The sequence below is a fragment of the Rossellomorea sp. QJM3NY_18 genome, assembly GCF_056173145.1.
This window is the reverse complement of record NZ_CM149659.1, coordinates 2106849-2133592: the sequence shown is the minus strand read 5'-3', so window position 1 is coordinate 2133592 and position 26744 is coordinate 2106849. Positions and strand designations below refer to the sequence as shown.

Genomic DNA, 26744 nt, shown 5'->3' with positions numbered 1-26744 from the left:
TGGGGTGTTCACTATGAAAGTAACAGAAACGAATCGTCTCTCCCTTAGATGGGTGGAGGAATCGGATACAGGATTTATTTTGACATTATTGAATGAGCCTGGATGGCTTCAATATATTGGAGACAAAGGGGTTCATACTTTGGAAGATGCAAATCGTTATATCTTGAAAGGTCCGAGAGCCATGTATGAGCAAGAAGGATTCGGATTATTCTTGGTAGAACGAAAGCTTGATCATGCACCGATCGGTTTGTGTGGACTGATTAAGCGAGACGGACTGGAAGACGTGGATATTGGTTTTGCCTTTCTAACTGACTATCAATTTCAAGGGTATGCATATGAAGCCGCTTGCGCTACGGTGGAGTTTGCTAAAGAACTCGGGATTAAACGACTGGTGGCGATAACGACAAAAGATAATGATTCTTCCTCTAAACTTCTTGAAAAATTGGATATGAAGTTTGAAGGATATGTGACATTGCCCAATGATACAGAAGAACTAAAGAAATACGGATTGAAACTCTAACTATATAGGAAATTTAATAACTGAGTAAAATTTTCTCATATCGAAAAGAGCTGGGTCATTAAACGGACAGCTCTTTTCCATAGTTTATAAATAATCGGTTTTGCCTGAATGAATAAGAACACGCCTAACCTATACCAGGTAAGCGTTTACGTCCTATTCGTATAATTTCTTTAATTCTACCAAAACATAGTTTTCCCTTTTAATCCATCGATTATCCTCATACGTGCCCATCAACATTTCGTTCCCGTCAATGGCTTCATCCAATGTTACCCATCTGGGAGTCATCTCGAGCTCCGCCTCATATTCTTCTAATCGTTGAGGTATTTTATCCAAGTCTGATAGTTCGCAATGAAAATAGTGTGAAGTCATTTCAAATAGTGTATCTTCATCATTCATGTCCATATGCCTTTGTGTCACGATACCTACAGGCTCTTTTACCTGACAGTGTATGAAGCCGGTCTCTTCGGCAACTTCCCTTATCAGGGCAACAGACAGACTTTCATCTTCTTCGACTCCGCCTCCTGGAAATTTATAATCTCCCCTGTTGGAATGCATAAGAAGGATTTTACCATCTTGCATTATGACTGCCTTAACGGCGGTTCTATATTTCGTATTGTATTCAGTCATCCCGTCTTTTGGTTTACCTAATACAGTTTCAAACAAACCTTTTGCTCCTTTCTTCGAGTATATTAGTTACCCTACCGGGGTGGGGATTGGGTTGATTGAAAACAAGTAGGGAATAACTTTAATAAGGATTGATATAAGAATTGAGCATGCTTGAAGATATCCCTTATACCAGTTCGCACTATTTACCATTCGACAAATTTTCTTATTGTCCTTCAATACCATAATCTATTCCAAAGAAAAAAACGCTTAGAGGACTCTAAGCGTTTACACAAAACCTTCATCAACTAGACGGGAATGCTTCGTTATTTAGGCGTTTCGTTTTCCAATATATTCGGATTGCGGCCTGAATATGGTATTGTTTTCAGCCTGCTCCAATACATGTGCGGTCCAACCAACGATGCGAGCGGCCGTAAATGTCGGTGTGAATAACTCTGATGGCAGATTAATCGATTTCATGATGGCGGCAGCGTAAAATTCTACATTGGTGTATAGGGATCTTCCCGGCTTTAATTCAGCTAACAGTTCGATCGCCTTCTTCTCGACAAATAGTGCCAGATCCAAAGAGTGATCATCCCCCTTATTTTCTAACAGCTTTTTTCTTAAAGCAAGTGCCCTTGGATCATGAGTCTTATATACCCGATGACCAAATCCCATCAATTTTTCACCTTTCAGCAATTTTCCTCTGATGATATTTTCGGCTTTTTCAGCCACGCCTATTTCATTCAATAAATCAATGACCCCAGATGGTGCCCCACCGTGAAGTGGACCTTTCATTGTCCCGATCGCTGAAGTGATGGCTGAAACAAGATCTGATTCCGTTGAGGCCGTGACCCTTGCCGAGAAGGCAGAAGCATTCATTCCATGTTCGAGTGTGAGAACCATATATGTTTCAAGTGCATTCACAACTGCCTTTGAAGGACTTTTTCCGGTCAGCATATATAGATAATTCTCCACATGGCTTAACTTGGTATCTGCCTCTAATAGAGGTCGATCCATCAGCATATTGAATCGATAGGCAATGATGGTAGGTATGACAGCTGTCAATCTCAATGATTGCTCTATAGTAGGCTTCCATTTGTAAACTGATCCTCCCATAGAGGAGATAACCGTCCTTAATACACTCATGATATCCATTTCTTTTGGGAGAGTATGAAGGGTGTCCTTCATTGCAGGTGTCAAGTCTCGGTAAGTGCTCAATTTCTTCTTGATTTCCACTGCATCCTCGTCTTTTGGGAGATACCCATACCACAACAAGAACGCAGCACCTTCAAATGACAGATGACTGAGTTCTCCGATTTCATATCCCCTATAGATGAGGGTACCTTCCTTTCCATTAATGTGACTGATCGACGTTTGAGCTGCGACTATTCCTTTTAACCCTTCACTAAACATTCAGAACATCCCCTTTTTGCTTTATTACAATTATTGTATAATGGATTTATAATTAAGAAAATTAAATATATTTAATTGAATTGATTATATTTTATAATAAGGGGTAGATCTAGTGGATTTGAATATTATTAAAACGTTTATTATCGCAGCTGAATTCAATCATTTCAGGAAAGCTGCCGAGCGATTGTATATCTCACAGCCGACCGTATCGGTACATATTAAACAACTTGAAAAAGAACTCGGAGTGGTCCTTTTTGAGAGAGAGGGGAAGAAAATCAAACTGACAGAAGCGGGGAGATCCTATTTACAAAATGCGAAGCGATTGATCGAGGTTTATGAGGAAGGAATAACAGACATTCAATCTTTTAGTCAGGGTTATACGACCACACTTAAAATGGCTATCTCCCCTTTGATTGCTGATAATGTGTTGCCTTTTGTGTTAAAGCAATATTTGGGGAATCATCCCCAGGTGGAGATTTCGGTTGAAATCATTGAATCTGCGGAAATAGAAAACGCAGTTTTGGAAGAAAGGGTGGATATCGGACTTTCCTGTCTCCCCTGTTTCAGTCCTGAACTTGAACAGACTCTCTTGTTTTCAGATAATGTCATTTTGGTGGCTCCTCATGATGGAAGGGATTTTGAATCAGCACCGCCCCTGGAAGAAGAGGAGTTACTGGCTTCGAATTACTTATTGACCCACAATCACCCTTCTTATTGGGATGAACTCTGTTATACCATCAAACAATTTTATCCGACAACAAGGATGATGAAAGTTTCGCAGACACATATTACGAAACGGTTCATCGCAGAAGGGCTCGGCGTATCTTATCTTCCTTCCTCATCAGTTAGGAGAGAGCTGTTGGAAGGGAGGCTTCTAGAGGTCCATTCAAGTGCTTTTCCCATGCCGGAAGCTAAAACCTTCGCACTTACAAAATATCAACATAAAACACAAAACGAATTTTTACGTTTCCTGTCTCGATTCAGAGTGTGAAAAAAGGATGGGATCATCACAAATTAGTGACGATGCCATCCTTTTTATTAATTACCTTTTTTGAAAAAGACCTGTCAGTAAGTCAGATGCGCCAAACATGTTATCTGAACCATTTTTATCGATCATTTTCCTGATTTCAATGGGCTTTAATGATTGGAAGACACTCTTTAACCGTTCTTCTGTATATCCTAACCCTCCCATCAGTGAGCCTTTTTTATATACTTCCCAATCAGATAGATCAGAGCCGCCTAATTTACCACCCTGATAAAAACATGTTATACCAAAGTATCCTCCCTCCCCTAATGCTCTTTCAATGAGAGTTAAGTAACTTATCCTTCTATGAGGAGCAATATGGTGAAAACATCCTGAATCGTATATGAAATCGTACTTTCCAATTGGGAAGTCACAATCAAAGATATTCTGATGTAGAAAGTTGATGGTCAAATTTCTTTCCTTGGCTCGTTCCTTAGCCCAATCAAGGGACGTTTTAGATACATCGACTGCATCAACCTCGCATCCCTTTTCTGCAAGGTGAATGGCATTCCTACCCGGTCCGCAGCCAAGTTCGAGTACCTTGCCCCGTGTGATTATTCCACGTTCTATATAAGAAACTAAGTTCTCGTCGGGTGCATTCACAAAGATAGGTACAGGTTTCTCCCGGTCAGAAAAAAACTCATCCCAGAATGGTTCAGGTTCCCGTAAAAATGAATCAAGCATGGTTAATAAATCATCGTAATTATGAATACTTTCTTGCATATGGTTCCCTCCTTTATCTATCAACTGATTTCATTTTACTTTATTACAAGGATAGAAAGGTTACCACGATTTTACAAATATATTATTTTATGGATGAATCACGAGTGAAATTTATGATTCGCTCTGCTTATACGCATCCAAAAATCGATCTTACGGGGTCTTTTATGTACGTAAAAGCTAGGATATTCGAATGCGTTTTCATCTAACTGGGCGGAATCTGATCATACTGGAGAGTGAGGTTGAAAGCAGTCGGATTACTATCATTGTCACAATTGTTACAAAAATGTAATAAACTACGAATGTAATATGTATCCTAGTTCTCTAATTTTGAAAGAATCAAACCAGGATCTTCTCCATACGGATATCTGACCACATTTGTTCATTCCAATAGGTAAAGTCAGGGATTCTGGCTATTACCTGATAACCCATCTGCCTGTATAGCTTATATGCCTGGGTGTTAAATTCAAAAACACCAAGTTCTATTCTAGTTAGTCCCTGATTTTTTATTTCCTTTTCTAAATAACGAATTGCTTTATATCCTATTCCCTTTCCGCGTGCCCCGGGATCTCCAATCGTAATACCTAACCAGGCAGTTCCTTTCACTTTTTTATAAAGATGAGCGGGATCGATCATATAATTCATTTCCCCCACAAGTTTATTTTCAAGGTAAATAAGAAACATATGATGAAATTCCAATCGCTCTTTCAATACATCCATGTCCATGTTCCTGCACTGTTCAAGCTCTTCCCTGTTTGGATTCGGGCGAATAAATGGAATTAAATCGGGATGGTTATCCCATTTGTTTAATGCTTTAAGGATATCAGTGTTTGGGTGGGTTAATTTTTTGATGTGAAGAGTCATCTCTCTTCCTCTCTTTCTCATTCTATGGATAAAGTGAAAAGACAACGAATTGTGCCATGTGATCATTACTTCTAAAACACAATTATTAGAATATTCAATCATAAATCTGTATAGCTTCTTATACGTTTATGTTATGCTTAAAGAAGCCTAGTGTAAAGGCAAGAATTTTTGGGACGAGAGGTGAGGATATATGGAAGTGTTAAATGATTTGAAGCTTGGAACGATACAGAAAGGTCATGTTTTTTATCCATTTCAGCAGGAGGAAGCCTACATTCGGAATTTGATGTTATTTATTCGGACTGGTTTGAAAAATAATCAACACATGTTGATTATTGAAAGCATGAGAAATATCACCAAGGTCAAGAATAGAATGAACAGATTGTTTACAGAGGAACAGCTCTCATCCATTTCGTTAGTTGATAACTTTGACTACTATTTTTTTAATGGGGACTTTAACACTCAGCATATTCTCAAAGCTTTCCAGAAGGACCTCTCCGTCATTAAGAATTTAAATTCTTCCATAAGAACCTGGGGGCATGTCGAATGGATTTCGGAAGAACCAAACGCAAACTTAATTAAAGAGTTTGAATCAATTGCTGATGATTATGTTTTTCAGGAAGGTATTCTTTCCGTTTGCGCCTATCCCCGACGCAACCTATCAAGTACGTTGACTGAAACATTGGAAATGGTTCATCAATTTGTGTTGACAGATGAAGATCTTCGATTATCCATGACATATAGGAGATAGGAAACTGTAAAGACCCTTCTTTTAAGACGGGTCTTTTATTTTTGAACTGTTTTGTTCTCATGGTTCTATGAATGACACCCCTCCAATATCTATAACTATAAAGCTTTCAACATTTATTCCAGGAGGGGTTCTTATGATCGGAACCATCAATCCCATCAAATTGAATGAAGTCATTGAGTATGAGGATCTTTTTCATGAAACATATTCTGGAACTTCTTTAAAGGCAGGGCGCATAGTACAAATTGTGTACTGGATTAAACCCGGGAAATCTTTTATTACGTATGATATTCTGGATAATAAAAAGAAATATGTAAACATTGAAGATTCCCCCTCCCCACCATCGATTCAAAGACGGGAAATCAGCTTTCAAACGTTATTTGAATTGAAGCAACAAGTTGATATTGAGATAGCCGGAGTGAAGAGACCTTCTGTCATCGTATCGATCAACATTCATTGGAGTGATGACGGCACTGAGGTTTCTTACGGAGTAACTGATAGGACGGATACAACCTATTTTGGAGTTCGGGAAGAATTGTTGGTGAAATGGAATCCAGCGTATGCCCGTTAGAAGCTTAAATACATCTCTATAAATCAAAAAGGTACCAGGGACCTCAATCGGCCCCTGGTACCTTTTAGTATTCTTACTTATAGAACACTTTGTCTACATTATATTTCGCTTGAAGTTTATTGATGATGTATGTCTCATAAATGTCACGATCCATAGCGTCCTCTACGATAGCTACGTCGATTCGGTAGACTTCATCTCTGTGATTACGCAGTGGTGATACGGTATCTTCAAGATGCTTCTTTACTCTTTGTCGCAGCTTTCTGGCTTTCCCAACGAATAGAAGGTCATCATTGATATTATAAAATAAGATGATGCCGCCCTTATCTCTTGGAATCTCGTGAAGATCAATAAAGCCTTGGATGCTTTTGATCGTTGGTTCCTCAGAATCTTTCGGTTGTCTTCGTTCCGTTATGGAAATATCCGCTTGTGGGATTTGAATGTTTATCATGAATGGTCACGTCCTTTGTTTGCTGTAAGAAGTAATGGTAACACAAAAAGGTTAGAATTACTATACAACGAAGCACTTCCCTTTAAAAAAGGAGTGCCTCTCCCCTCTCATTTCGTTAGGCGAATTCTTATTTCTTAACCGGAACGAGAATGTCCAGATGCTGTTTCAAATTTTCTATTGTGATTGGGAGTTTGTCTCCCTCGTCCCCATCAATATTGGCTATCATTTCATAGGTGGAGTTCACCAGGAGTTTGCTAACTTTCATATAGTGTACATGTTCACTTTCTGCTAATTCACCTAGCAGGATTTTAGGAAGTAATAAAAGGAACTTGGGAAGAGCCATATCTTTAATGATAAAGACATGAAGCTGTCCATCATTCACCTTGGCTTCCGGTGCGATGGTTTCCATCCCCCCTACAGAATTGGTAAGGGCAACAAGCATAAGAAGGGCTTCCCCTTCCCAATCATGTTCGGATTGGACCTTAAGCTCAAACGGCTGCTTCTCTTTCATTTTCTTCATTCCTTCTATTATATAGGCAAGTGGGCCAAGCTTTGATTTCTGTTCAACCGGTGTGGAAAATGAAGCCTCTGCTAATGCTCCGACTGCCACAATATTGATGAAGTATCGATCATTGATCTTTCCGACGTCGGTTTTCTGAACATGATTTTGTTTAAAGATATCGATTGCTTCTTCAGGTTTCATTGGAATATTGAGAGCACGTGCAAAATCGTTGACCGTACCGAGGGGGATGAGGCCGAATAAAGGACGGTACTCCTGTTCAGACATTCCATTAATGGCTTCATTGATTGTGCCATCCCCGCCCATTGCGGCAAGGAAATCGTATCTTTTCTCACAAGCTTCCCTCGCAAATTCCATTGCGTCCCCCTCTCCTTTAGTCAATCGCAAAACGGTCTCATACCCCATATCCTTCATTGTTTTAAGTGCATGGTCACTATATTGTTCACCCAATTCCTTCCCAGAAGATGGATTGACGATTAACATGGCTTGCTTCACGTTATTTCCTCCCTTTTACATTATGTATTTCATTAGGCTTTACCCTAAATGTAAAGAGAGGAATCCTTTTCCATCGTGAAAAAGCAGGGCAGCCAAATGAATAACCTGATTTCTATAGTATCAACATGATCAATGGAACAACCCGGACTCTTTTGGTTTTTTCAAGATATTGTGCATATGTGTACCTGCCTTTGTTCCAAACTGAAGGTTTGGAACTTAGTATACCCAACTCATGTTTCTTCACTAGACAATGGTTTATCTGTTATCAGATTTGGGTAAAAGAGTAGTATTTGATTTATTCATATAATTTATAAAAAAGTAGAGAAATCTATTCTGGCATTGATGGGGGTAAAGATGATGAGGAAGTATGATATTGATGTGAATGGCTCTTTATTTGATTGGGACCTGGAAAAGGGCTCTATAACGTTTGAAAATGATGAAGTCGTTCTATTCTGGGTGAATACTGCTTTTAAAACGTTGATTGATTCTATCGAGGAGATTGCTGGTGAAAAAGAGGCGCGACTGGTTCTTGAAACAGCGGGCTACCGTACCGGATTAATCGTCAGTGACTTCTACTTGAAATCGATAGGAGAGCCGGAAATGATCCTGGATAAGCTGCCTAATACATATGTAACTGCCGGGTGGGGAATAACAGAAATTCTATCCTACTCCATTGAAAATAAAACGGCCGTCGTCAAATTTGGCAATGGATGGGAATATAAAGTGAACGTCGCTCAGGGAAAAGAAGTAGAAGGCACCTTCATGCCTGGTCATTGGGCAGGTGTTCTGACTGGAATATTCGGTTCCAAAGTATGGTACCGGGTCGCAAAAAGCCAGATCAGTGGTGACGACTGTAGTGTTTATGAGTTTTTCGCTTCCGACATTTCACCCTCTTTGAATGTCAATGCGCTAATGGAAGAGCAAACCCTAGCAGCACAAGAAGAATTGGACCGTATTACACAACAGAGAACAGAAGTATTATCTGAAATCATTAAAGAAATTTCTTCTCCGATCATTCCTGTTTTGGACTCGATTCTCGTGGTCCCTCTCGTTGGTCGCTATAATGAAATTCGAGCTGAAGAATTGCTGAATAAAACACTTCTCAATCTGCCGCGTTACAAAGCTGAATTTCTGATTATCGATTTGACCAGTCTCAGCAGGGTGGATGATTATACGTTATCTTTCATTCAGAAATTCGTAAGTGCTGCCTCCCTATTAGGTACTAAATGTTTACTTGTGGGGATTTCTTCTGAACTGAGTATTAAGGTCACCCAGAGGGGCTATCGGATGAACCATATTCCCTGCTTTTCAATCCTCCAACAGGGAGTCAACTACGCGCTGGATCAATTAGGCATGGAAATCATCAAAAAGGTGTAGTAAGTATAGGCAGGATCATTTCCTGCCTTTTACCTCTTTGTCCAAGCGTTGAATATGTGGTTCATTAGACAAATGATTGCACAGGGGAATCAGATATTTTAAAAACTTAATTGTTTGTTGACCACGATATTCATTGGAGTTTGTATCAAACCCATTCAACCCTGAACGGATGTTCATCGCTTCCCTAATCAGACTATGCCACTCTTCAGGAAGTTCCTGCAACCCATACTGACCGGCATCCTGCTTTGAAATGATAGACGCTTCTTTCAATGTGTAATATTGACGAAGAACTCCAAGGACCGACCACTCTATTTCAGCATCAATCATAGCGGTAGGGTAATGTTTTACCTCATCTAGCGATTCTTCGATGGAATGAAGTCTTCCAGCCCAATAAGTATTCATATTTTGAAGGACATATTGGCACAATTCCTCTGCCGATGGTCCTGAAAAGGATGATGAAATTTCAGGTCCTACAACTCTAATCTCCTTATGCTTCACTAAATACCATGTGATAGGGTTAAAGTTGAAATATTCTCCAAAGTTCAATTCACCATTGTTATAGTATGCGTACATTTCGGTATCATCTTTACAGCTTGGATCCATCTTCCCGATATCTTCTTTTAAAATATATACCCCGTCCATTTCCGGTTTTTGAAACGTTTGCTGGAGTGTGGTATGGATACGATTAAGTGCGTCGGAATCTTCTGTGGTTAGTCGACGGTTGGTAACGGTTATAAAATCAATGTCACTTGAATCATTCACAAATGCTCCCAGGGCAACGGACCCATGTAAATACAAGCCTTCCAGGGTTTCCGGCAGATATGTATTGAACAGTCTAATATATTCATCTAGTACACTGTGTACTATTTTCGGTACGTTTGTCATGTTTTCCTCCATTGAATAGTTTTTATTCGTACAATGAACTCGCCTCTATATAGCCAATTATTTCAAATAATGGAAGAGTATTCAATAGTTATCTTTCATATGGGGTATTTTATTCTTCATTACCAAAAGAAGCTTGACTCCTATGAGGTCAAGCTTCTTTCATGATGTCTTCTATTAATGACTCTGCTATTTTCTTCCCGTTCTGAATACATGCGCCTATCCCCACGCCGTAGTATGAGGCTCCGGCCAGTTTCACTTGGGGCATTTCAGTTGAGAGCAACTGCTCCAAAGCCTGCACGGCCTGATTGTGTGAAAGATGATAATTCGGCATTAGATTTTTCCAATTTGTCACTTCCACTGAAATGGGATCCGCATTGATTCCGACGCTCTTTCTTATATCATCCAGTGCCACTCTTGTCAGCTCGTCCTCTTTCAAATTCTTTAACTGCTCGTAATGAGCACTCGTGCTCTTATAAAAGAGTCTTACCAGGAGATTGTGCTTTCGGGATGTATGCTTCCATTTCCGGCTCGTCCATGTACATGCATCGCACTTCACCTCACTGCCATTCGAAACAATAAACCCTGTACCATCAGCAGGAAGCTCCTCATCAGGAACATTAAATCCCAGATAGATGGAGATCAAGGAAGAGTTTCTTAGGGCATTAAAATCCTTGTTTAAATGTTCGTGATTTAGGATCTGTTGAGTCACATCATGTGGTGTTGCAAAAATGACAGCATCTGCTTGAATGTTTTCATGACCTTTTAACGTGAGCTCATATTTGGCAGCAGTCATACGGAGATTTTTTGTCTCTGTTCCTTTTAGTATCGTCGCATCACCGCATTCTTCTTCCAGACGGTCGATAATGGTGGATAACCCATGCCTAAAGGAAATAAACTTTTTATTGGAAGATCCTTTGAATTTCATCTTGTTTGCAGATAACCCTTTGATGATGCTTCCATATTCATTTTTATAATCAAGAAGATATGGAAGGGTCGACGCCATGGTCAGTTTATACAAGTTGCCTGAATAAACTCCTGATAATACAGGTGCAATCTGATTTTCCACCAGTTCCTTCCCGAGAAATGCTTCCAAAAATTCTCCGATGGAGCTTTCCTTGGTGAATAAAGTATTTTTCGTTTCCAGGTCCAGGAGCGCCGCTTTCTTTCCCGCTTCAGAAATAAGCGTGCTTTCATTAAGTGATTCTATGCTCATCGGAATGCCGAAAATCGTGTCGGCGGGTATTCTATGCAATTCCCCATTTGTATAAATGTAGGATGTTCCTGTTTCGTTATATACGAGTTCGTCTTGAAGGTGTAGTTCATTAACAATCGGAAGAACTCCCTCATTACGGGCAACAATGGAATCTGCGCCAGCTTCCATAATAAAGTCACCTTCCGTTATCGTCCTGATCTTACCACCGAGCTGTTGATCTCGTTCAATTAAAACTAACTCAATATCCAGGTTATGTTCCCTGGACATTTTTTGCAGATAATACAGAGCTGTTAAGCCTGTAATCCCTCCACCAACGACAACCACTTTCTTCATGCTATCCACTCCATTAATTACGTGTATGTATACAGATTATCATGTTTTAGACAGATTAGAAAAAGAAACTATGTCTAAAATAGGAAAATAGCATGTAAAAAGAGAAAGGTATCATGTTGATCCTTGTTCCTTCAAACTATTTACGCCTATACATAATTCATAGTTGACAACTAGGAATAGTTTGATATAACATATAATTGAATTCTGATAACCATATAGCCACTTATCCAGAGAGGTAGAGGGACTGGCCCTATGATACCTCAGCAACAGATTCTGTTTTCTAGAACACTGTGCTAATTCCACAAGCGTGAAGCTTGAAAGATAAGTTGAAGTTTTACACCTAAAGTCTTCTTCTTATCTTACTAGGAAGTTGGCTTTTTTACGTTAAAAAGTCTCTTCCTCTATTCATTTACATTATAAGAGGAGTGATCATTATGGGAGAAATTCTCCAGGAAGCGATCAATAAACGAAAAAATGAGTTAATTAACAAATTGATTGTCCATAACATTTTCAAAAAAGACGATAAACAATTATTTGAGCTATCACTAAGAGAACTGGAGAATGAATATCTGTATATCCAGAGAGAATGCCATCCTCATAGTGATAGTGGCTCTATTCACTGGAAGAATTGCTCGAAACTAACCAGTTAGAAGCCACGTATATCAATTCGGGAATGGCAAAACAAAAAATGACGCGGGCCTTTGGCTCACGTCATTTCAATATTATTGAGCATTTACCTCAACCGCATCCTTCTTATAATAAGCTGCAAAAATCTCAGCAAACGCTTCGGTGGAATTATATAATTCTACTAAGTTATTTTCCACACCACCAAATTCAAGGAGCATGGCCCGTTCTGTTAAATCCTGATTGTAAACCCCGTTTCCTTCCGCTTTTGTTTTAACGAACACTCCCCTACTAATACCAGGGTACTTCTCCTCTAATTTAGCATTCAATTCTTTTGCGATTTTCAGATTCTTTTCAAAGTTCTTATTTTCTTTCCCTACAATGAAAAATAATCGGGCATAGTTCTTACCATTGATCGTCTTGGACGTAATATTTCGGGGCTGGGAATCCCGGTGAATATCAATTAAATAGGTAAGATTGTCATCTTGCGCGATTGCTTCCTGAACCAGTCCCCTGGTTAACTTGTAGGATTCAAAGTAGGTCCATGATTTATTTTTTAGCGCTTGGTTTACATCTGTCTTATCCTGAACTGCCCCGATCCCTCGTGATTCGAGTTCCTGTTTCAATTTTGATCCCACTGCAATGACATTGACCTTTTCATTGGTACTTGCCGGGTCTTTGGAGTCATTGTTTTTAATCAGTGGGCTAAAGGCTTCCCAACTGTGGGAGTGGTAAATGAAAACGGACTTTTCTTCGATTTCCTGCACACCGTCACCTGAGTTGTGATTGGCTTGATCGACTTGGTTCTGATCGATTTCCTGATCCTTCAACTGATCCTCCGTTGGCGCTGGGGACTCGTTAGGTAAATTGGTAATGTCCGTCCCTTTTCCGGCAACGGCTATATGCGTATGATAATTTTCGATTCCAGGGATTTCCCGTCCAAATAGACTCCTTGGGTCAAGGAGAGAAACATTTGTTACGCTTTCCAACCAATCAAAGTCAGTATTCATTGCCTCTTTATTCTCGATGCGCAAACCCGTCATTTCCTGTGACAGAAGCATAAGGAATGTCTCTTTCGGTACAAGCTCTGATACGGAAGTATAAAAGAGGCTGTCCACCCTCAATTTAATGGCCGTCGATGAAATCAGCCACACCATTGCATACATAAGGATGATCCCTATCAATACTACCCGGATGACGGCTTTCATAGAAACGAATACTAGTGGGACTAAGCTATTATTATTTCGAGACTTATACGACATCATCAGTACCCCTATATAAAGTATTTAATAGTTAACTTTATGCAGAGTGTCGAAGGAGTAGAAGATTTTTTCAGGATTCGGTCTGATTTCTTATGGGAAACAGGTAACAAGTAGTAGATCTTTTTTCTAAAACGACATGAACGTAAAAAAACGCATGTTGAGATGCGTTTTTGGTTTATCGCCCATTCACTTCATGTGCAGCCCTGATACCGGATTCTACCGCTCCCTCTATCCACCCGTGAAAAGAAGAAGTATGTTCCCCTGCAAAATGGATCCTTCCTTCGGGTGTCCGGATATAATCCCCGATATCAGCTGCCTGTCCCGGTGTGTATAGAGTGAAACATCCTGCCGAGAAAGGATTTTTGCTCCAATTATATACAAAATAATTCAGCAGTTCTGTATAAACCCGATTTCCATAAACCCTGGATAGTTCCTTCAACACTTCTGAAATGATTGCTTCCTTCGATTTGCTATTCCATAAGAGAGCGTTTTGACCCCAGCTGTAGCTTGCCAGCATCACACCAGGCTTGTTGCTTCCAATATCATGACTTGGCATATAAGTAAATCGGGTGGGAAGATCAGATACAATGTTTCCGTAATTCATTTCTTCCCAGAAGCGGCTTCTGAACTCGATTCCGATTTTTACAGAAGGCACATTGGTCACTTCACGGATCGCCTGCCACTTTTTAAAAGAAATCGAATTATATGGGACGACATCAATAAATTGAAATACGGTAAAAGGAATAGTGACGATCACGAAGTCAGCTTGATACTCCCTCCCCGTTCCATCCAATGGGTTAACCGTATGAACGATGACACCCGACTTAGATTGTATGATACGGGTCACTTTTTGGTTCAAAAAAAGTTGGGACTGTAGGTCACCCATAAATGAATAGGGCAATCGATCATTTCCACCTGATATTTCATAAAACTTCGTCTCTTTTCTAAAGATCGGAAAAATAATATCTTTCAATATATCGACAAATGAAAACTCAGGAAATCCTTCAATCCCGAGAATGACATTTATTTTCCGGATGGCATTCAACGATAAGGATTTTCCAAACGGGTTGTTAGACAAAAATTGTCCCACGGAATAATTCGAGTATTGCTTTATCAATCTCAATTGTTCTTCGTGCTCACTATTATTATATAGATCCACAAAGGGCTGGGTCGCTTCTAGAAAAAGTTCAGAAGCGGTTTTCCCCCTTTCATTTTCAGGAAGAGGATATTGCAGAATATCCGGATCCGCTTCGTACTGTTTTCTCGTCACTAAAATGTTATTTACTAAAAACAGGTCTTTCGAAGAAGTATTTTGAAAAGGTTGAAATGGCAGTTTGAATTTTCGTATATACTCAAATACCAACTGATGGTTATCTGGAATCCTCATAGCACCGGCATCCAAATAATTACCTGAGGTAAACGGCTTCCTAACAGTATAAACCCTCCCCCCGATCCTCTTGTTTCCTTCAAGAATCATGACGTCATGTCCAGCCTCTTTTAATGTTGAGGCTGCAACCAGTCCACTCATCCCGGCACCAATGATGATGATCCTTTTGGATTTAGATGGCTTTAGTCCTTTTCGGATGATTGAAAGCATATCATCCGGATATTTCAATTCAGAAGGGGCATCTCTCATTATTCGATCGTCCATTCTACACCTACCTCCCTTGCTCTTTCATCATATGAATCCATTTAAGGAGGTATACATTTGTTTCCTGTGACATACTGATCATTTGCAGTTGTTTTCAGAACGCATGTTTCTATTTCAACCGTTCTATGTTATACTTAAGGTTCATTGGGTCTACGAGACTGTATTTAGTCAATCCCTCTAGCAGTAGAAGGGAGACATGTTAAATGTCACTAGAAAATATCGTAACCATGCTCAAGACTCTTAAGGAATTCAAGGAAAGTGAGATTGTTCATACGATTTCTGACCATGAGCACTCACCAGTTATGACCGTTACTTACCATTTGGACAGGGAATGTTTCCGCATCACCTATGTGGATTCAATGAAAGTGGAAGAATTTACTGATATCAGCCTTTTGGCGTCGACTATAGAAAGTGTAGTGCTACTTGAACCTTCGAGATAACGTTAAACGAACTGCCATTACTCCGGTAATGGCAGTTTTTTGTTTGTATGATGATGCATTATGTTAATCTATAGATAAAAAGGGGCGAAACTATGTCATTTTATCATCAGCCTTATATACGGACAGTGTCACTCAAGAGAGAAGACATCCCCTCATTTCACTCCTATCCTTTTTACATTCCAAGTATACGCTACTTAAAGGATCTCAATTTTTTGAAGATCGAGAACGAATGTTGCACCATTTATTGAAGGAGGAAGACTGATAGGTCCGTCCCTCACAAAAACGAGCATAACCCATTATTGGGTATGCTCGTTTGTTTTTTCCTCTTTAGAAGGAAGGAAGTTCACTAAGATTATTTTCTTTCAGTCCATCCGGCTCACTTCGCAGGACATCCCTGCCATAACGATGAATCACATCGACATGGGCGATCTTTCCTGCTTTTGCCTCCTTGAGAGCGGTTATATAATCCAACTCCCTGCCACTTTCGGTCTTGAATGCGATAAGGTCATCGTCACTGTTTCTTCGGACAGCGACAATTTGTTCTGCACCTGTAGTAAGTTCATCAGCTATTTCCATTTTAGCCTGGACATTACCTTCTTGCTTGTATTCTTCATAAATTTGTTCAAAATTCTTTTTTTCCAATTGGACTCACCTCCCGAACATACGTTTAGTATTTACGTTCCGGTCCATCCATATGTATGGACTGATTAATGCATTTATTTAGGAATAAAAGTGAAATCGGTTTTAAATAAAGTTAAGAGTGCCGACTATACAGCACTCTCTTTTCAGCTTAATTCAATTTATCCAGCGCATTATTCAGCAATATTTTCTGACTTTCAATTGCTTTAAGAGCATCTTCAATATTTCTTTTATATATAGAAAGAATACTTTGACCATAGGCAGTTCCTGGAACAGCCCACTTTCCATTTAGATCGGTCCAGTTCTTGGCAGAACCTCTGGTGACCAGTGAAAATCGCGGGTCGACCAGTGGTGCACCATCTGGAAGGGGTTCGATTGATGCGTACGCGTAAAGGTGCTGAATGTGTGCAAGTACCCCCTGTTCAGGCGTAGCGAATGAAGCCCCATCATTTCCGGGTCCGATTGTACCTATCCCTGCATAGTTATTTTGAGAAGGTTTCACTTGTCCTGTGAATCTGAAATAATTGGTTTCGTGAATGGCTTGTGCATATGCAATATCTCCACGGATACCACAAAGGCTTCCGTAAAAAATGTAAAATTCCCCCACCATGGGAGCGGAAGGGTTCACGGTTTTAACAAACTCATCTAATTGCTGGGGTTGGATAATAGATGTTCCTATAATGGTATACTCGATACCCGGCAGCTGTGGGGGCTGGGTAGGTTCCGGTGGATCGGTTGGCGGAGGGTCCGTCGGCACAGGAGCTGGCGCAGCCCCTTCTTTTAGAAGGAAGGCATCAATCCCAACCCGGCTTAATGCTATTATCTGATCCTCAGCATTTTCCCTCACTGAAAAAGCCCCTGTTTGAACCCTGAAATACGTTTTCCCTGAAACGACTACAGTATCAATGAACGACTCAAATGATGCAGCTTTCAACTCTTTCAACCGGTCTTCAGCATTCTTCCGTTCTGTAAATGACCCGGCTATCACTTTGAAAAGTGGCTGATTACCGGACTCTTTTGCTGGAAGTGAAAGTGCTTTTGCAACTCCTTTTGCAAGGGAAATCCCTACTGCTTTTCTGAATTTTGTATCAATCAGGAGCGCAACGTCCTTTGAGGTGTCAACAAACAAAATTTCCACTAACACTGATGGCATTTTCGTTTCACGGAGTACATGAAAATTTGCTCTCTTCTTCCCTCTGTCTGTTACTTTAAATGGCTGAACGGCTTCTATTACTTCTTCGTGGATAGTCTTTTGATATGATAAAGTCCGTGTAGGTACACTTCCATTGTATATATAGCTTTCAAACCCGGTCCCACCACCTGCATTGTGGTGAATGGATAAATAAAAATCCAGATTCGAACGATTGGCAAGGTTGGATCTATCTATTAAAGACAAGGTTTGGTCCCCAGTCCTCGTCATTAATACCTTCACATTGTAATTCGACACCAAATAATCCCTTACTACAAGTGCCGTCAAAAGATTGAAGTTCTTTTCTTCATTTCCATTATACGTGGCACCAGGATCAGATCCTCCATGTCCTGGATCAATCATGATGGTTTTCAATTAATTTCCTCCTAAGAGTTTGACATATAGTACTATATTCACTAGTGGACAAGCATGCTTGGACATTATCCTATCGCAACCTCTTTTCAATATAAAAAAGGTTCCCCGCTTATGAGCAGGAAACACTTTTTTCACGTACAATTTTATATTCATGGAGGGGACTTTCTTATAGGGTTTAATTTTTTCTTTCTCTCTATTGTATTGCAAAAAACACGTTCTTATTCACTTTATTCATAATCATTGTATCGATTGACCGGCGGAGTTCCATACTGTGGTCGCTTCAATTTTTTCAGTATGAACTGTTGATCTTATAACCATTGTTTCTTTACCTTTATATGGGGCCTAAGAGTCACCCCAAACTGTGCAACGTACGGATTCGAGAGGGAAGGAGATCCCATTTCAAATTTGGCATGATTTACGGGTGGACTGAGAAAAAGGTATTGAAATATTTTTCTTGCCAATGCATCACCTCCATAGAACACTTTATGTCGAGAGTGTCGGGTTGGTGAGGACAAGCAACTCAATTTAATTAAAAATGGACAACTTTTTTCAAGTTAACATATCTTCTAATCACAATTTAATGAATGCTTGACGTAAAGAAGCAAATGATAAACATAGAACAAATATGCTGGGAGGAATTCAGTTGAAGAAATATGGGGTTCTTTTGTTAATCGTAATGGCGTCCCTCTTTTCATTACCGGGAATGGCAGCAGCTAAGCAGGATTCTTGTTTAAGTGAAGCTAGCATGAAAGTCCGGGAAGAAATGAGGACACTATGGACCGATCACGTCTTCTACACAAGAAACTATATCATTAGTGCAGTGGATGGGTTGGAAGACACAGATGTAGTACTGGCTAGGTTGCTTCAGAATCAGAAGGATATCGGGAATGCAATCAAACCCTATTATGGGGAAAAAGCAGGTAACAAATTAGCCGATTTATTAACAGAACATATTGTACTTGCAGGAAAGATCGTCGATGCTGCAAAAGGTGGCAAGTCAGCTCAAGTAGAACAACTTAATAAAGAGTGGTATCGAAATGCCGATGACATTGCCCGACTCTTAGCAAGCGCCAATTCCCATTGGTCTGAGAAAGAATTGAAAGATTTGCTATACATGCATCTACAATTCGTTACCGACGAAGCAGTGGCACGGATTAATAAAGATTGGAAAGCTAATATCAAAAGCTTTGATGAGGGGAGGGCACATATTCGTCACTTGTCTGATGCCTTATCTAATGGCATTGTGAAGCAGTTTCCTGAAAAATTTTAAATAAAGGAGCTGGGAGTATGTTTTTTCCAGCTCCTTTTTCTATCTTAATCATACCATTAAGTATTCCCTTCCAACTCAATTTCCTTGATGATCCGGGCAGGATTACCACCAATCACTACGTTTGAGGGAACGTCTTTTGTCACAACCGCGCCAGACGCAATGACTACATTATCCCCAATATTCACCCCTGGGTTAATGATTGCCCCGCCGCCTATCCAGCAATTATCCCCGATGGTGACAGGCTTTCCAAATTCAGGTCCCTTGTTACGCTCGATGGGATTGATAGGATGACTCGCCGTGTAAATATGTACCCCGGGTGCAAGCATACAATTTTCTCCGATACTGACGTTGCACACATCCAATATCACACAGTCGAAATTAGCAAAGAAGTTGTTTCCTACGCGAATGTTATATCCATAATCGCATCTGAAGTTTGGTTCTAAATAAACCGTTTCTCCCGTTGAACCGAATAGCTGTTTAATTGTTGAAACTCTTTTTCCCCCTTCTTCCTCCGTTGTTAGATTTAACATTCGCGTTAAATAACGGGCTCTTTTTCTCTCTTCGGTTAATTGTGGATCCCAGGGTTCATAAAGCTCACCATTAAGCATTTTCTGTTTTTCAGTTTTCATGTAGACCTCCATCAATGTAAGTAGCTTTGATAAAATTTTATCTAATATTATTTTAAAGTGCAAACGATTGCATTCTACCTGATATCGTTCCTTATTGATCTCTTGACAGGTTTGACTATACGATAAATAAAGCTATCTCTTTAGTGTGATAAGAGATAGCCTGGCGTAGCGGGACAGCATTCCTTTGTACTAATCAAGAGTCGACTCTTTAGTTTTTATCATTTGAAGAATACCCGACTTTATCCGGAACAAGGTGATCGACTCTTTGTTCCTGACAAATTCGCAATGCGGTGGCGTATAGAAGCTGCACACCTTTTTCGATATCATCCATCTCTGCAAACTCTAATGGATTGTGACTGATTCCTTTTTCACAGCGGACGAAGATCATTCCATAGTCACTAATATAGGACATGATCAGGGCATCATGGAACGGTCCGCTCATCAAGGTAGGAGAGTCGAAGCCGAGCTTTTCGTCTTCTTCCTTCATGACTTTCTTAATCCAATCTGCACAGTACCTTGGTTCACTTCGTGTATCTTCTTGGATGTCATATTTAAGGTGATAAGCGGAAGCGGTTTCTTCAATCATTTGATAAAGTTTTTGTTCGAGTTTGGTCCGTGCTTCAAGATCGATATCACGAAGATCGATTGTAAACTCTACCTTCTCAGCAATAATGTTTCTGGAATTCGGAAACACCTGCATACTTCCTACTGTACCAACTGTGGTATCGGTTCCTTCTTCTTTAACCAATTCATCGAATTTGCGAATGATTTCTGATGCACCAACCAGAGCATCCTGTCTCATTTTCATTGGAACGGATCCGGCATGACCGGCAAATCCTTCAAGTGTAATCGTCAACCAAATCGGCCCTGAAATTCCTGACACAATCCCAACTGGCTTATCTTTTCCTTCAAGCACCGGTCCCTGTTCTATATGAAGCTCCAGGAAAGCGGCGATATCACCCTTCCTATATACAGGGCTTAATGTCAGGTCTGTATCGACACCAAATTCCTTCAGTGCCTCCCTTCTCGTCACCCCTGATTTGTCTTTTCGATCGAGTTCCCCTTCCTCCAACATTCCAGCCAAAGCCCTGACACCAAAAATGCCTTTATTGAAACGGCTTCCTTCTTCATCAGAGAAACATATTACTTCAATGGTCCGTTCAGGTATGATCCCATTGTCCATCATTGTATGAACAACTTCGATTGCTCCAAGGGCCCCCGCTGTTCCATCGAATCTGCCCCCGTAAGGCTGTGAATCAATGTGAGATCCAAGTATAAGGACGGGTTTGTTTTTATCTTTTCCTTCCATCCTGCCGATCAGATTACCAAATCCATCAATCCTTGCCGTTAATCCAGCATCTTCCATCCATCCTTTTACCTTATCCACTCCTTCTCGATCTTCTTTCGAGTGAGCCAGGCGGCAAACGCCAGTTTCCCCAATTTTTCCGATTTCAGCTAACTCTTGCAGATGAAGACTTAATCTTTTTCGATTGATAGTCAATAGAATCATCCTTTGTTAATGAATTTTAGACTTATTACCATTGTAAGGTCTATTGTCTCGCTAATCATTAGACAGATTGTCAATAAATGATGAAACAAGATCAGAAGGATACTTATCAATACTTACTTCGGATCTTGCTATAAAAATAGGTTCTCTACTTTAACAACTTTATCCTTCCAACTTTTAAAATTAAAAAAAGAGAGGGGAATCCCCTCTCTCCAAAAAATGGTCTCATCAATAGTTTGCTGCTCTCTTTGATTGCTGTTGTGAATAAATCAGCACTCCGAAGAATATAACTACCGCTCCGAGTATCAAACCGAGTGAGACTGTTGCTATAGAAAGCATTTTGAATATGACACTTACTGCAACGACCATATACAGGACAGCAAGCATCCGTTTTACAATGACGCCGGAGAATCGTTTGAGCTGGATGGAACCGATTGGTGTCCCGATCAACGCACCGACGATCAGCAAGATTCCGTGTCGATAGTCAAGTGACTCCCCTGTGTACATATATGAGGTAATACCTGACAATACAATGATGGAAGCAGCAGTAATACTTGTTCCAATCGCTTTGTTCAGATCAAGTTTCAGCCATTTTGTAAGTAAGGGAGTCATGACAAATCCCCCGCTGACACCCATAAGGGATGAAATCATTCCCGTGAATAAGCCTATTACGGGAGCTGCAAAGATCCCTTTGGGCTTCGAGTCCTGTTGTCGTTTGCTTAAAAACTGGTAAGAAAACCAACTTAATATAGCAATATACACAATTGAGATAAACGTCGATGCCCCGTTGATGGCGTCAAGCCATTTTACAAATGGTACGGTTACTACAGAGCCTATTACTCCGAACACCCCAAGGAAAACCGCTAACTTCGTGGACACATTCTTTAAACGCAAATGTGACAGGGTACCCGTCACCGTAGATCCCAGAGTAAGCATCAAGGATAAGATGATGGCCTGACTAGGCTCATATCCAAGAACCAGTAAGGTAGGAGTCAGAACAATCCCACCCCCTATCCCAAAAAAACCTGAGATGACACCGATGACGGCGCCACCTATCATAAATAAAATCCATTCCATGTCGTACGTCACTTCCTTCATAGAACATTATACCTCTATATAAGTTATAATAGAAATGAATAATGATAATATAGTCGATTACGTTTATTAATGGAGGTATATGATGCAACTGGACTGGATTCGCACGTTTGTTACTCTCGCCCAACTTCAGCATTTCACCAAGACAAGTGAATACCTGAATTTATCTCAACCTACCGTCAGCGTCCATATTAAAAAGTTGGAGCAAGCCCTTGGAGTAGCACTCATTCACCGTTCCTCCACCAATCAACTGTTTGAGTTGACGCCTGCAGGAGAACGGATATTTGAGCAGGGAAAAAAGATGATGGAATTGTGGAGGAAAATGGAACAAGTGAATCAAAAGAAGCAGGAAATTCAATTACGGATTGGGTCCACTCACACCGTCAGTGATGTTCTGCTTCCTGATTTTGTTAAAAGGATCAAGGTCTTATACCCTCAAGTCCGTTTACAATTGATGATACATAATCACGAGACGATAGTGGAAGCTTTGAATTCAAACAATCTCGATCTTGCCCTCGTAGAAGGAACAAAAGGATTAGAACCCTTTCATGTAGAGGTGATCAGTCGGGATGAGCTCCGCTTCTTCGCGAGCAACAGGATGAACCTGCACTCTTCCCCGTTCATCCTCAGGGAAAAAGGGTCTGGGACGAGGGAATATGCGGATGAATTCTTAAAGTCGGAGCGCATCGTACCGGTTGAAGTCCTTGAAGCAAGCAGTCATTTCTTAATCAAACAACTTGCTGTAAGAGGACTCGGAATCGCATTTCTTTCAAGCTCCATGGTCAAAGACGAAGTGCTCCAAGGAAAACTCGTCCCCATTGAACCACATGTTGTCCACCGACCCATCTATGCAGTTCATCCTGAAACTGCGACTTCAGATCCTGTCATAAAAAAACTGATATCCTTGATTGAGCATCCGAATTAAATAGAGGGACGGACCTTGTTTTCAAGGTCCGTCCCTCTTTCATAACAAATTAGCCGTTTTTCTCTTCTGAGCGATCTACGACAGCTGCACCGACGATGTCGCCGGTAACGTTAGATGCCGTTCCACCCATCCCGATGATGGCATCGACTCCTGCAATGAGGGCGACTATTTCGAGTGGTAAGCCGAACATCGTTAATACCGCAGATAATGTAACCAGTCCTGCAGCAGGAACTCCAGATGTTCCTATAGATAGTAAAGTCCCGACCAGCACGATCATCAACAGGTCTGTAACAGAAAGGTGCAGATTCGTCACATTTGCAGCGAATACAATCGATACACCCATTCGTAAAGCTCCCCCGTCTGAATTGAAGATAGCCCCTAAAGGTAAGGCGAAATTCGCCGTTTTTTCAGAAATACCGGCTTTTTTAGCAGACTGAATGGCTACCGGCAAGGATGCGATGCTGCTGGATGTAAAGAAAGCAGTGCTATATGCTTCTTTCGTCTGTTTGAAGAAATTGATGACAGAGGTACCCGTCAGCTTCAAGAATCCAGCATATACTACACCCCACAAAAGAAGGATTCCAAGATAAAAGACCCCGACAAACTTCAATAGAGATTGGATCGTTTCCCACCCCTGCTGACCAAATGTAGCCGCACTGATGGCAAACACACCGATGGGAGCATAAGCCAACACCCCTCTTAGGAGAATATAAAACATTTCGTTGAAGGCAGTAAAAAATTTATCCAATAATTGCCCGTATTCTTCCATCTTTCTGTCTGCAGAATATTTCATCCACGAAATGGCTATCCCCATGATGATCGAAAGGAACATAATGGCCAGAGTATCACCACCGGCAAAAGCCTGGAATAGATTATCAGGAATGATTTGCAGTAAGACATCCCCAAACTGCGGTGCTTTCGGTTCTTCCACCTGCGTATTGGGCAGTTCTAAATTTGTTCCAGGGTTGAACAGGAACGCCAAACCAAGACCGATGAAGACAGCGGCTGCCGTAGTAGCAGCATAATAAAGAATCAGCTTCCAACCCATCCGACCAAGCTGTGTCATACTCATCTTGTTCACCGCTTGAACCACGGTGAGGAATATCACTGGAATGGCAATCAAGCTAAGAAGGTGAATAAGTACCGTCCCAAATGGTCTCAGGATCTCAGCATCTGATTTTAAGACAAGGCCGACGATGATCCCTAAAAGGAACCCGACGGACATCTTCAAAACAAATGGCACTTTCATATATTGCTTCCATATGTACTTCATTTCATCTACGTCCTTACCTATATTTTTTTCAGATATTCATTATATCACTTTTACGTGATGAGGGACGGACCTTGTTTTCAAGGTCCGTCCCTCAATGATTTAACTAATCAGATTTTTAAGGTGCCTTTCCTCTTTACTTCACTTTTCCATTTCTCTTTTATAATCATCATAGTTGCCACTGTAGCTTTTTAATGTATAATCCTCAACGGCGATGATTCTTTCTGCCATTCTATTGATAAAATAGCGGTCGTGTGAGATGAAGAAAATGGTACCACTGAATTCGTCCAGGGCTTCCTCGATAGTTTCAATCGTATCGATATCCAAGTGATTCGTCGGCTCATCCAGGATCAGCAGATTGATATCCTGAAACAATAACAATGCAAGTTTTAATCGGATTCGCTCTCCCCCTGAAAGATGTTTTACTTTCTTGAATACACTGCCTTTGTAAAACATGAACTTTGAAAGGTATTCCCGCGCCTTTCCTTCCAGAATAAAGATGTTTTCCCGGAAAGCGTCTAGGACGGTGGCTTCTTCGTTCTTAAATGTAATGATTTGAGGTAAATAAGGAGCTTTTACATTTGCACCAAACTGTAGTGCGCCTTTATCCGGTTGATCTTCGCCTATTAACATCCTTAGGAAAGTGGACTTTCCACATCCATTTGGGCCCAGCATGGCTACCCGTTCTCCCTGACGGACCATGACGTCAGTATTGGCAAATATCAATTTATCTCCAAACTGTTTCGACAATCCAACTCCTTTAATCGTGTCTTTTCCCGATCTTCCAGAGGCTTTCACCTCAAGTTGCATATTCCTTCTTTCAAAAATGGGTTTATCAATTTGTTCGATCTTGGATAGTTTTTTCTGAACGCTTGCAGCCCTTTTAAAAAACTTCGTATTATCAGATCGCATTGCCCAATCCCTCAAACTTATTACCGTATTTTCCATCCGTTTGATCTTCTTCTGCTGCTCCTTAAAATGTTCATATTGTAGTCTCATATTCTCCTCTTTTTGAAGAACAAAAGAAGAGTAATTCCCCTTATAGGAAATCGATTTCTTATCTTCAATTTCCACAATTTTTGTCACTACGTTATCTAAGAAATAGCGATCATGGGAGACAATGAGAACCATACCTTTATAGCTCTTCAGGTAGCCTTCCAGCCATTCAATCGATGATATATCCAGGTGATTCGTCGGTTCATCGAGGAGCAGGATGTCCGGCTGGTGGATCAACAGCTTCCCTAACCCGACGGTTGTTTTTTCTCCACCACTTAATAAATCAAAGTCACGGTCCAGCAAGCTTTCTGTAAGCTGTAGTCCCGTACAGACCTTGCTTAATTTCTCATCCCTCTCATAACCACCCTTTACTTCAAATAATTGAATGACATTACTGTATCGATTCAAAGCTCTATCAAGGTCATTCCCTTCCAACATCCTCATATCATTTTCCAACTTACGCATTTCTAATTCGAGTCGATCTACTTCTTCAAATGCTGAATTAAGGACATCCCTCGCCGTCAAACCTTCAGGGTAGCCAGGCGATTGTTCCAAGTACGCACTTGTAGCCCCCTTTGACATGTGAATGAGACCTTCGTCATATCCATAGCTAGAAGTCTGCGGGTATCCAGGATAATAATTCATCGGCTCAATGCCTGCTATCACCTTTAAGACTGTACTTTTCCCGCACCCATTTTCCCCGACGATCCCCACTTTGTCTCCTTGATCCACTTCAAGTGAAACATCTTCAACGACAAGTGTTGCTTCCATATATTTTTTGATTCCATTTACTTTCAACTCCAACATATGCGTTCCTTCTTTCCTTCAAAAATGAAGTTACGCTAGTTATGGTCAGGTCAAAAAAGAATTTACTTCTATTCAATTGCAATAAAAAAGACCATAAGAAGGGAATCCTTCCTACAGTCTTGTATCATAATCAACATCTAATCCATAAAGAAGCCGATGACGTCATACATAATGCTGACGTAGCTTGCCTCTTTGTGAAAATATAATCTTGATATCAGGAAAGTAAGTTTCCTTCTAATTGCCTGATCCCATAAAGAGCATAACAAATAAACCTATCTTCCATAGGCTTTTTCAGCTCATTACAAAATCATATTAATTTAAAAAATAAATT

At 40.5% G+C, this 26744-nt stretch carries 26 protein-coding genes and 1 riboswitch; of the genes, 9 read left to right on the top strand and 17 right to left on the bottom strand.

Going from position 1 to position 26744, the window contains the following annotated elements; genetic code table 11:
* Nucleotides 1-13 precede the first annotated feature (13 nt).
* A complete protein-coding gene (locus tag AC0VXY_RS10830) occupies nt 14-520 on the top strand; it encodes a GNAT family N-acetyltransferase (RefSeq protein WP_435990817.1) in 507 nt (168 codons plus the stop codon).
* Between the two features lie 153 nt (nt 521-673).
* On the opposite strand, the gene AC0VXY_RS10825 is transcribed toward AC0VXY_RS10830, so the two are convergent.
* Nucleotides 674-1183 (bottom strand): NUDIX hydrolase, encoded by a 510-nt coding sequence (locus tag AC0VXY_RS10825; RefSeq protein WP_475527765.1) that lies wholly within the window; start codon nt 1181-1183, stop codon nt 674-676.
* Nucleotides 1184-1453: 270 nt separating this feature from the next.
* The gene (locus AC0VXY_RS10820) at nt 1454-2539 is read right to left on the bottom strand and encodes a citrate synthase/methylcitrate synthase (protein ID WP_475527764.1); all 1086 of its coding nucleotides are present in this window, start codon (nt 2537-2539) and stop codon (nt 1454-1456) included.
* 112 nt (nt 2540-2651) lie between these two features.
* Here AC0VXY_RS10820 and AC0VXY_RS10815 point away from each other — a divergent pair, with 112 nt between their 5' ends.
* Nucleotides 2652-3530: a LysR family transcriptional regulator gene (locus AC0VXY_RS10815; protein WP_435990823.1), complete on the top strand. Its 879-nt coding sequence runs from the start codon at nt 2652-2654 to the stop codon at nt 3528-3530.
* A gap of 51 nt (nt 3531-3581) precedes the next feature.
* Here AC0VXY_RS10815 and AC0VXY_RS10810 read toward each other — a convergent pair whose 3' ends face one another.
* Nucleotides 3582-4286, bottom strand: coding sequence for a class I SAM-dependent methyltransferase (locus AC0VXY_RS10810; RefSeq protein ID WP_435990825.1), 705 nt, complete (start codon nt 4284-4286; stop codon nt 3582-3584).
* A gap of 336 nt (nt 4287-4622) precedes the next feature.
* Entirely contained in the window at nt 4623-5147 is a 525-nt protein-coding gene (locus AC0VXY_RS10805; RefSeq protein ID WP_435990827.1) for a GNAT family N-acetyltransferase, read from the bottom strand.
* A 190-nt stretch (nt 5148-5337) separates the two neighbouring features.
* Between AC0VXY_RS10805 and AC0VXY_RS10800 the strand changes: the two genes are divergently transcribed.
* The gene (locus AC0VXY_RS10800) at nt 5338-5895 is read left to right on the top strand and encodes an MEDS domain-containing protein (RefSeq protein ID WP_435990829.1); all 558 of its coding nucleotides are present in this window, start codon (nt 5338-5340) and stop codon (nt 5893-5895) included.
* A gap of 133 nt (nt 5896-6028) precedes the next feature.
* Nucleotides 6029-6463 carry a hypothetical protein gene (locus tag AC0VXY_RS10795; RefSeq protein WP_435990831.1) on the top strand — a complete coding sequence of 145 codons (435 nt, stop codon included), beginning with the start codon at nt 6029-6031 and terminating at the stop codon, nt 6461-6463.
* A 73-nt stretch (nt 6464-6536) separates the two neighbouring features.
* On the opposite strand, the gene AC0VXY_RS10790 is transcribed toward AC0VXY_RS10795, so the two are convergent.
* Both AC0VXY_RS10790 and AC0VXY_RS10785 read right to left on the bottom strand, forming a co-directional pair.
* A complete protein-coding gene (locus AC0VXY_RS10790) occupies nt 6537-6911 on the bottom strand; it encodes a nucleotide excision repair endonuclease (protein ID WP_475527763.1) in 375 nt (124 codons plus the stop codon).
* A gap of 127 nt (nt 6912-7038) precedes the next feature.
* A complete protein-coding gene (locus AC0VXY_RS10785) occupies nt 7039-7926 on the bottom strand; it encodes a diacylglycerol/lipid kinase family protein (RefSeq protein ID WP_475527762.1) in 888 nt (295 codons plus the stop codon).
* A 354-nt stretch (nt 7927-8280) separates the two neighbouring features.
* Here AC0VXY_RS10785 and AC0VXY_RS10780 point away from each other — a divergent pair, with 354 nt between their 5' ends.
* Nucleotides 8281-9303 (top strand): STAS domain-containing protein, encoded by a 1023-nt coding sequence (locus AC0VXY_RS10780; protein ID WP_435990837.1) that lies wholly within the window; start codon nt 8281-8283, stop codon nt 9301-9303.
* A gap of 15 nt (nt 9304-9318) precedes the next feature.
* Here the strand turns inward: AC0VXY_RS10780 and AC0VXY_RS10775 are convergent, their stop codons facing one another.
* Both AC0VXY_RS10775 and AC0VXY_RS10770 read right to left on the bottom strand, forming a co-directional pair.
* On the bottom strand, nt 9319-10188 hold the full coding sequence (locus AC0VXY_RS10775) for an aminoglycoside adenylyltransferase domain-containing protein (protein WP_475527761.1): 870 nt from the start codon (nt 10186-10188) through the stop codon (nt 9319-9321).
* A 148-nt stretch (nt 10189-10336) separates the two neighbouring features.
* Nucleotides 10337-11734, bottom strand: a complete 1398-nt coding sequence (locus AC0VXY_RS10770) for a protoporphyrinogen oxidase (RefSeq protein ID WP_475527760.1) — start codon at nt 11732-11734, stop codon at nt 10337-10339.
* Between the two features lie 220 nt (nt 11735-11954).
* Nucleotides 11955-12062, top strand: a riboswitch (SAM riboswitch).
* 106 nt (nt 12063-12168) lie between these two features.
* On the opposite strand from AC0VXY_RS10770, the gene AC0VXY_RS10765 reads away from it, so the two are divergent.
* Nucleotides 12169-12384: a Fur-regulated basic protein FbpA gene (locus tag AC0VXY_RS10765; RefSeq protein ID WP_475527759.1), complete on the top strand. Its 216-nt coding sequence runs from the start codon at nt 12169-12171 to the stop codon at nt 12382-12384.
* Nucleotides 12385-12456: 72 nt separating this feature from the next.
* Here AC0VXY_RS10765 and spoIIP read toward each other — a convergent pair whose 3' ends face one another.
* Both spoIIP and AC0VXY_RS10755 read right to left on the bottom strand, forming a co-directional pair.
* Complete coding sequence (gene spoIIP, locus AC0VXY_RS10760) at nt 12457-13623, bottom strand: stage II sporulation protein P (protein WP_435990845.1); 1167 nt, start codon at nt 13621-13623, stop codon at nt 12457-12459.
* A 172-nt stretch (nt 13624-13795) separates the two neighbouring features.
* A complete protein-coding gene (locus AC0VXY_RS10755) occupies nt 13796-15271 on the bottom strand; it encodes a flavin monoamine oxidase family protein (RefSeq protein ID WP_475527758.1) in 1476 nt (491 codons plus the stop codon).
* Between the two features lie 203 nt (nt 15272-15474).
* Between AC0VXY_RS10755 and AC0VXY_RS10750 the strand changes: the two genes are divergently transcribed.
* Entirely contained in the window at nt 15475-15711 is a 237-nt protein-coding gene (locus tag AC0VXY_RS10750) for a hypothetical protein (protein ID WP_435990850.1), read from the top strand.
* Nucleotides 15712-16038: 327 nt separating this feature from the next.
* On the opposite strand, the gene AC0VXY_RS10745 is transcribed toward AC0VXY_RS10750, so the two are convergent.
* Both AC0VXY_RS10745 and AC0VXY_RS10740 read right to left on the bottom strand, forming a co-directional pair.
* Nucleotides 16039-16353: a DUF3892 domain-containing protein gene (locus tag AC0VXY_RS10745; RefSeq protein ID WP_475527757.1), complete on the bottom strand. Its 315-nt coding sequence runs from the start codon at nt 16351-16353 to the stop codon at nt 16039-16041.
* 148 nt (nt 16354-16501) lie between these two features.
* On the bottom strand, nt 16502-17914 hold the full coding sequence (locus AC0VXY_RS10740) for an N-acetylmuramoyl-L-alanine amidase (protein WP_475527756.1): 1413 nt from the start codon (nt 17912-17914) through the stop codon (nt 16502-16504).
* A gap of 625 nt (nt 17915-18539) precedes the next feature.
* Between AC0VXY_RS10740 and AC0VXY_RS10735 the strand changes: the two genes are divergently transcribed.
* The gene (locus AC0VXY_RS10735) at nt 18540-19184 is read left to right on the top strand and encodes a glycosyltransferase (protein WP_475527755.1); all 645 of its coding nucleotides are present in this window, start codon (nt 18540-18542) and stop codon (nt 19182-19184) included.
* A gap of 56 nt (nt 19185-19240) precedes the next feature.
* On the opposite strand, the gene AC0VXY_RS10730 is transcribed toward AC0VXY_RS10735, so the two are convergent.
* From AC0VXY_RS10730 to AC0VXY_RS10720, 3 genes are all read right to left on the bottom strand, one after another.
* On the bottom strand, nt 19241-19813 hold the full coding sequence (locus AC0VXY_RS10730) for a maltose acetyltransferase domain-containing protein (RefSeq protein ID WP_475527754.1): 573 nt from the start codon (nt 19811-19813) through the stop codon (nt 19241-19243).
* A gap of 208 nt (nt 19814-20021) precedes the next feature.
* Nucleotides 20022-21323: a M20 family metallo-hydrolase gene (locus AC0VXY_RS10725; protein ID WP_475527753.1), complete on the bottom strand. Its 1302-nt coding sequence runs from the start codon at nt 21321-21323 to the stop codon at nt 20022-20024.
* A gap of 225 nt (nt 21324-21548) precedes the next feature.
* Complete coding sequence (locus AC0VXY_RS10720) at nt 21549-22397, bottom strand: sulfite exporter TauE/SafE family protein (RefSeq protein ID WP_475527752.1); 849 nt, start codon at nt 22395-22397, stop codon at nt 21549-21551.
* Nucleotides 22398-22497: 100 nt separating this feature from the next.
* Between AC0VXY_RS10720 and AC0VXY_RS10715 the strand changes: the two genes are divergently transcribed.
* Nucleotides 22498-23340, top strand: coding sequence for a LysR family transcriptional regulator (locus AC0VXY_RS10715; RefSeq protein ID WP_475527751.1), 843 nt, complete (start codon nt 22498-22500; stop codon nt 23338-23340).
* 49 nt (nt 23341-23389) lie between these two features.
* Here AC0VXY_RS10715 and AC0VXY_RS10710 read toward each other — a convergent pair whose 3' ends face one another.
* On the bottom strand, nt 23390-24613 hold the full coding sequence (locus AC0VXY_RS10710; RefSeq protein ID WP_475527750.1) for a dicarboxylate/amino acid:cation symporter: 1224 nt from the start codon (nt 24611-24613) through the stop codon (nt 23390-23392).
* Nucleotides 24614-24751: 138 nt separating this feature from the next.
* Complete coding sequence (gene abc-f, locus AC0VXY_RS10705) at nt 24752-26413, bottom strand: ribosomal protection-like ABC-F family protein (protein ID WP_475527749.1); 1662 nt, start codon at nt 26411-26413, stop codon at nt 24752-24754.
* Nucleotides 26414-26744 lie beyond the last annotated feature (331 nt).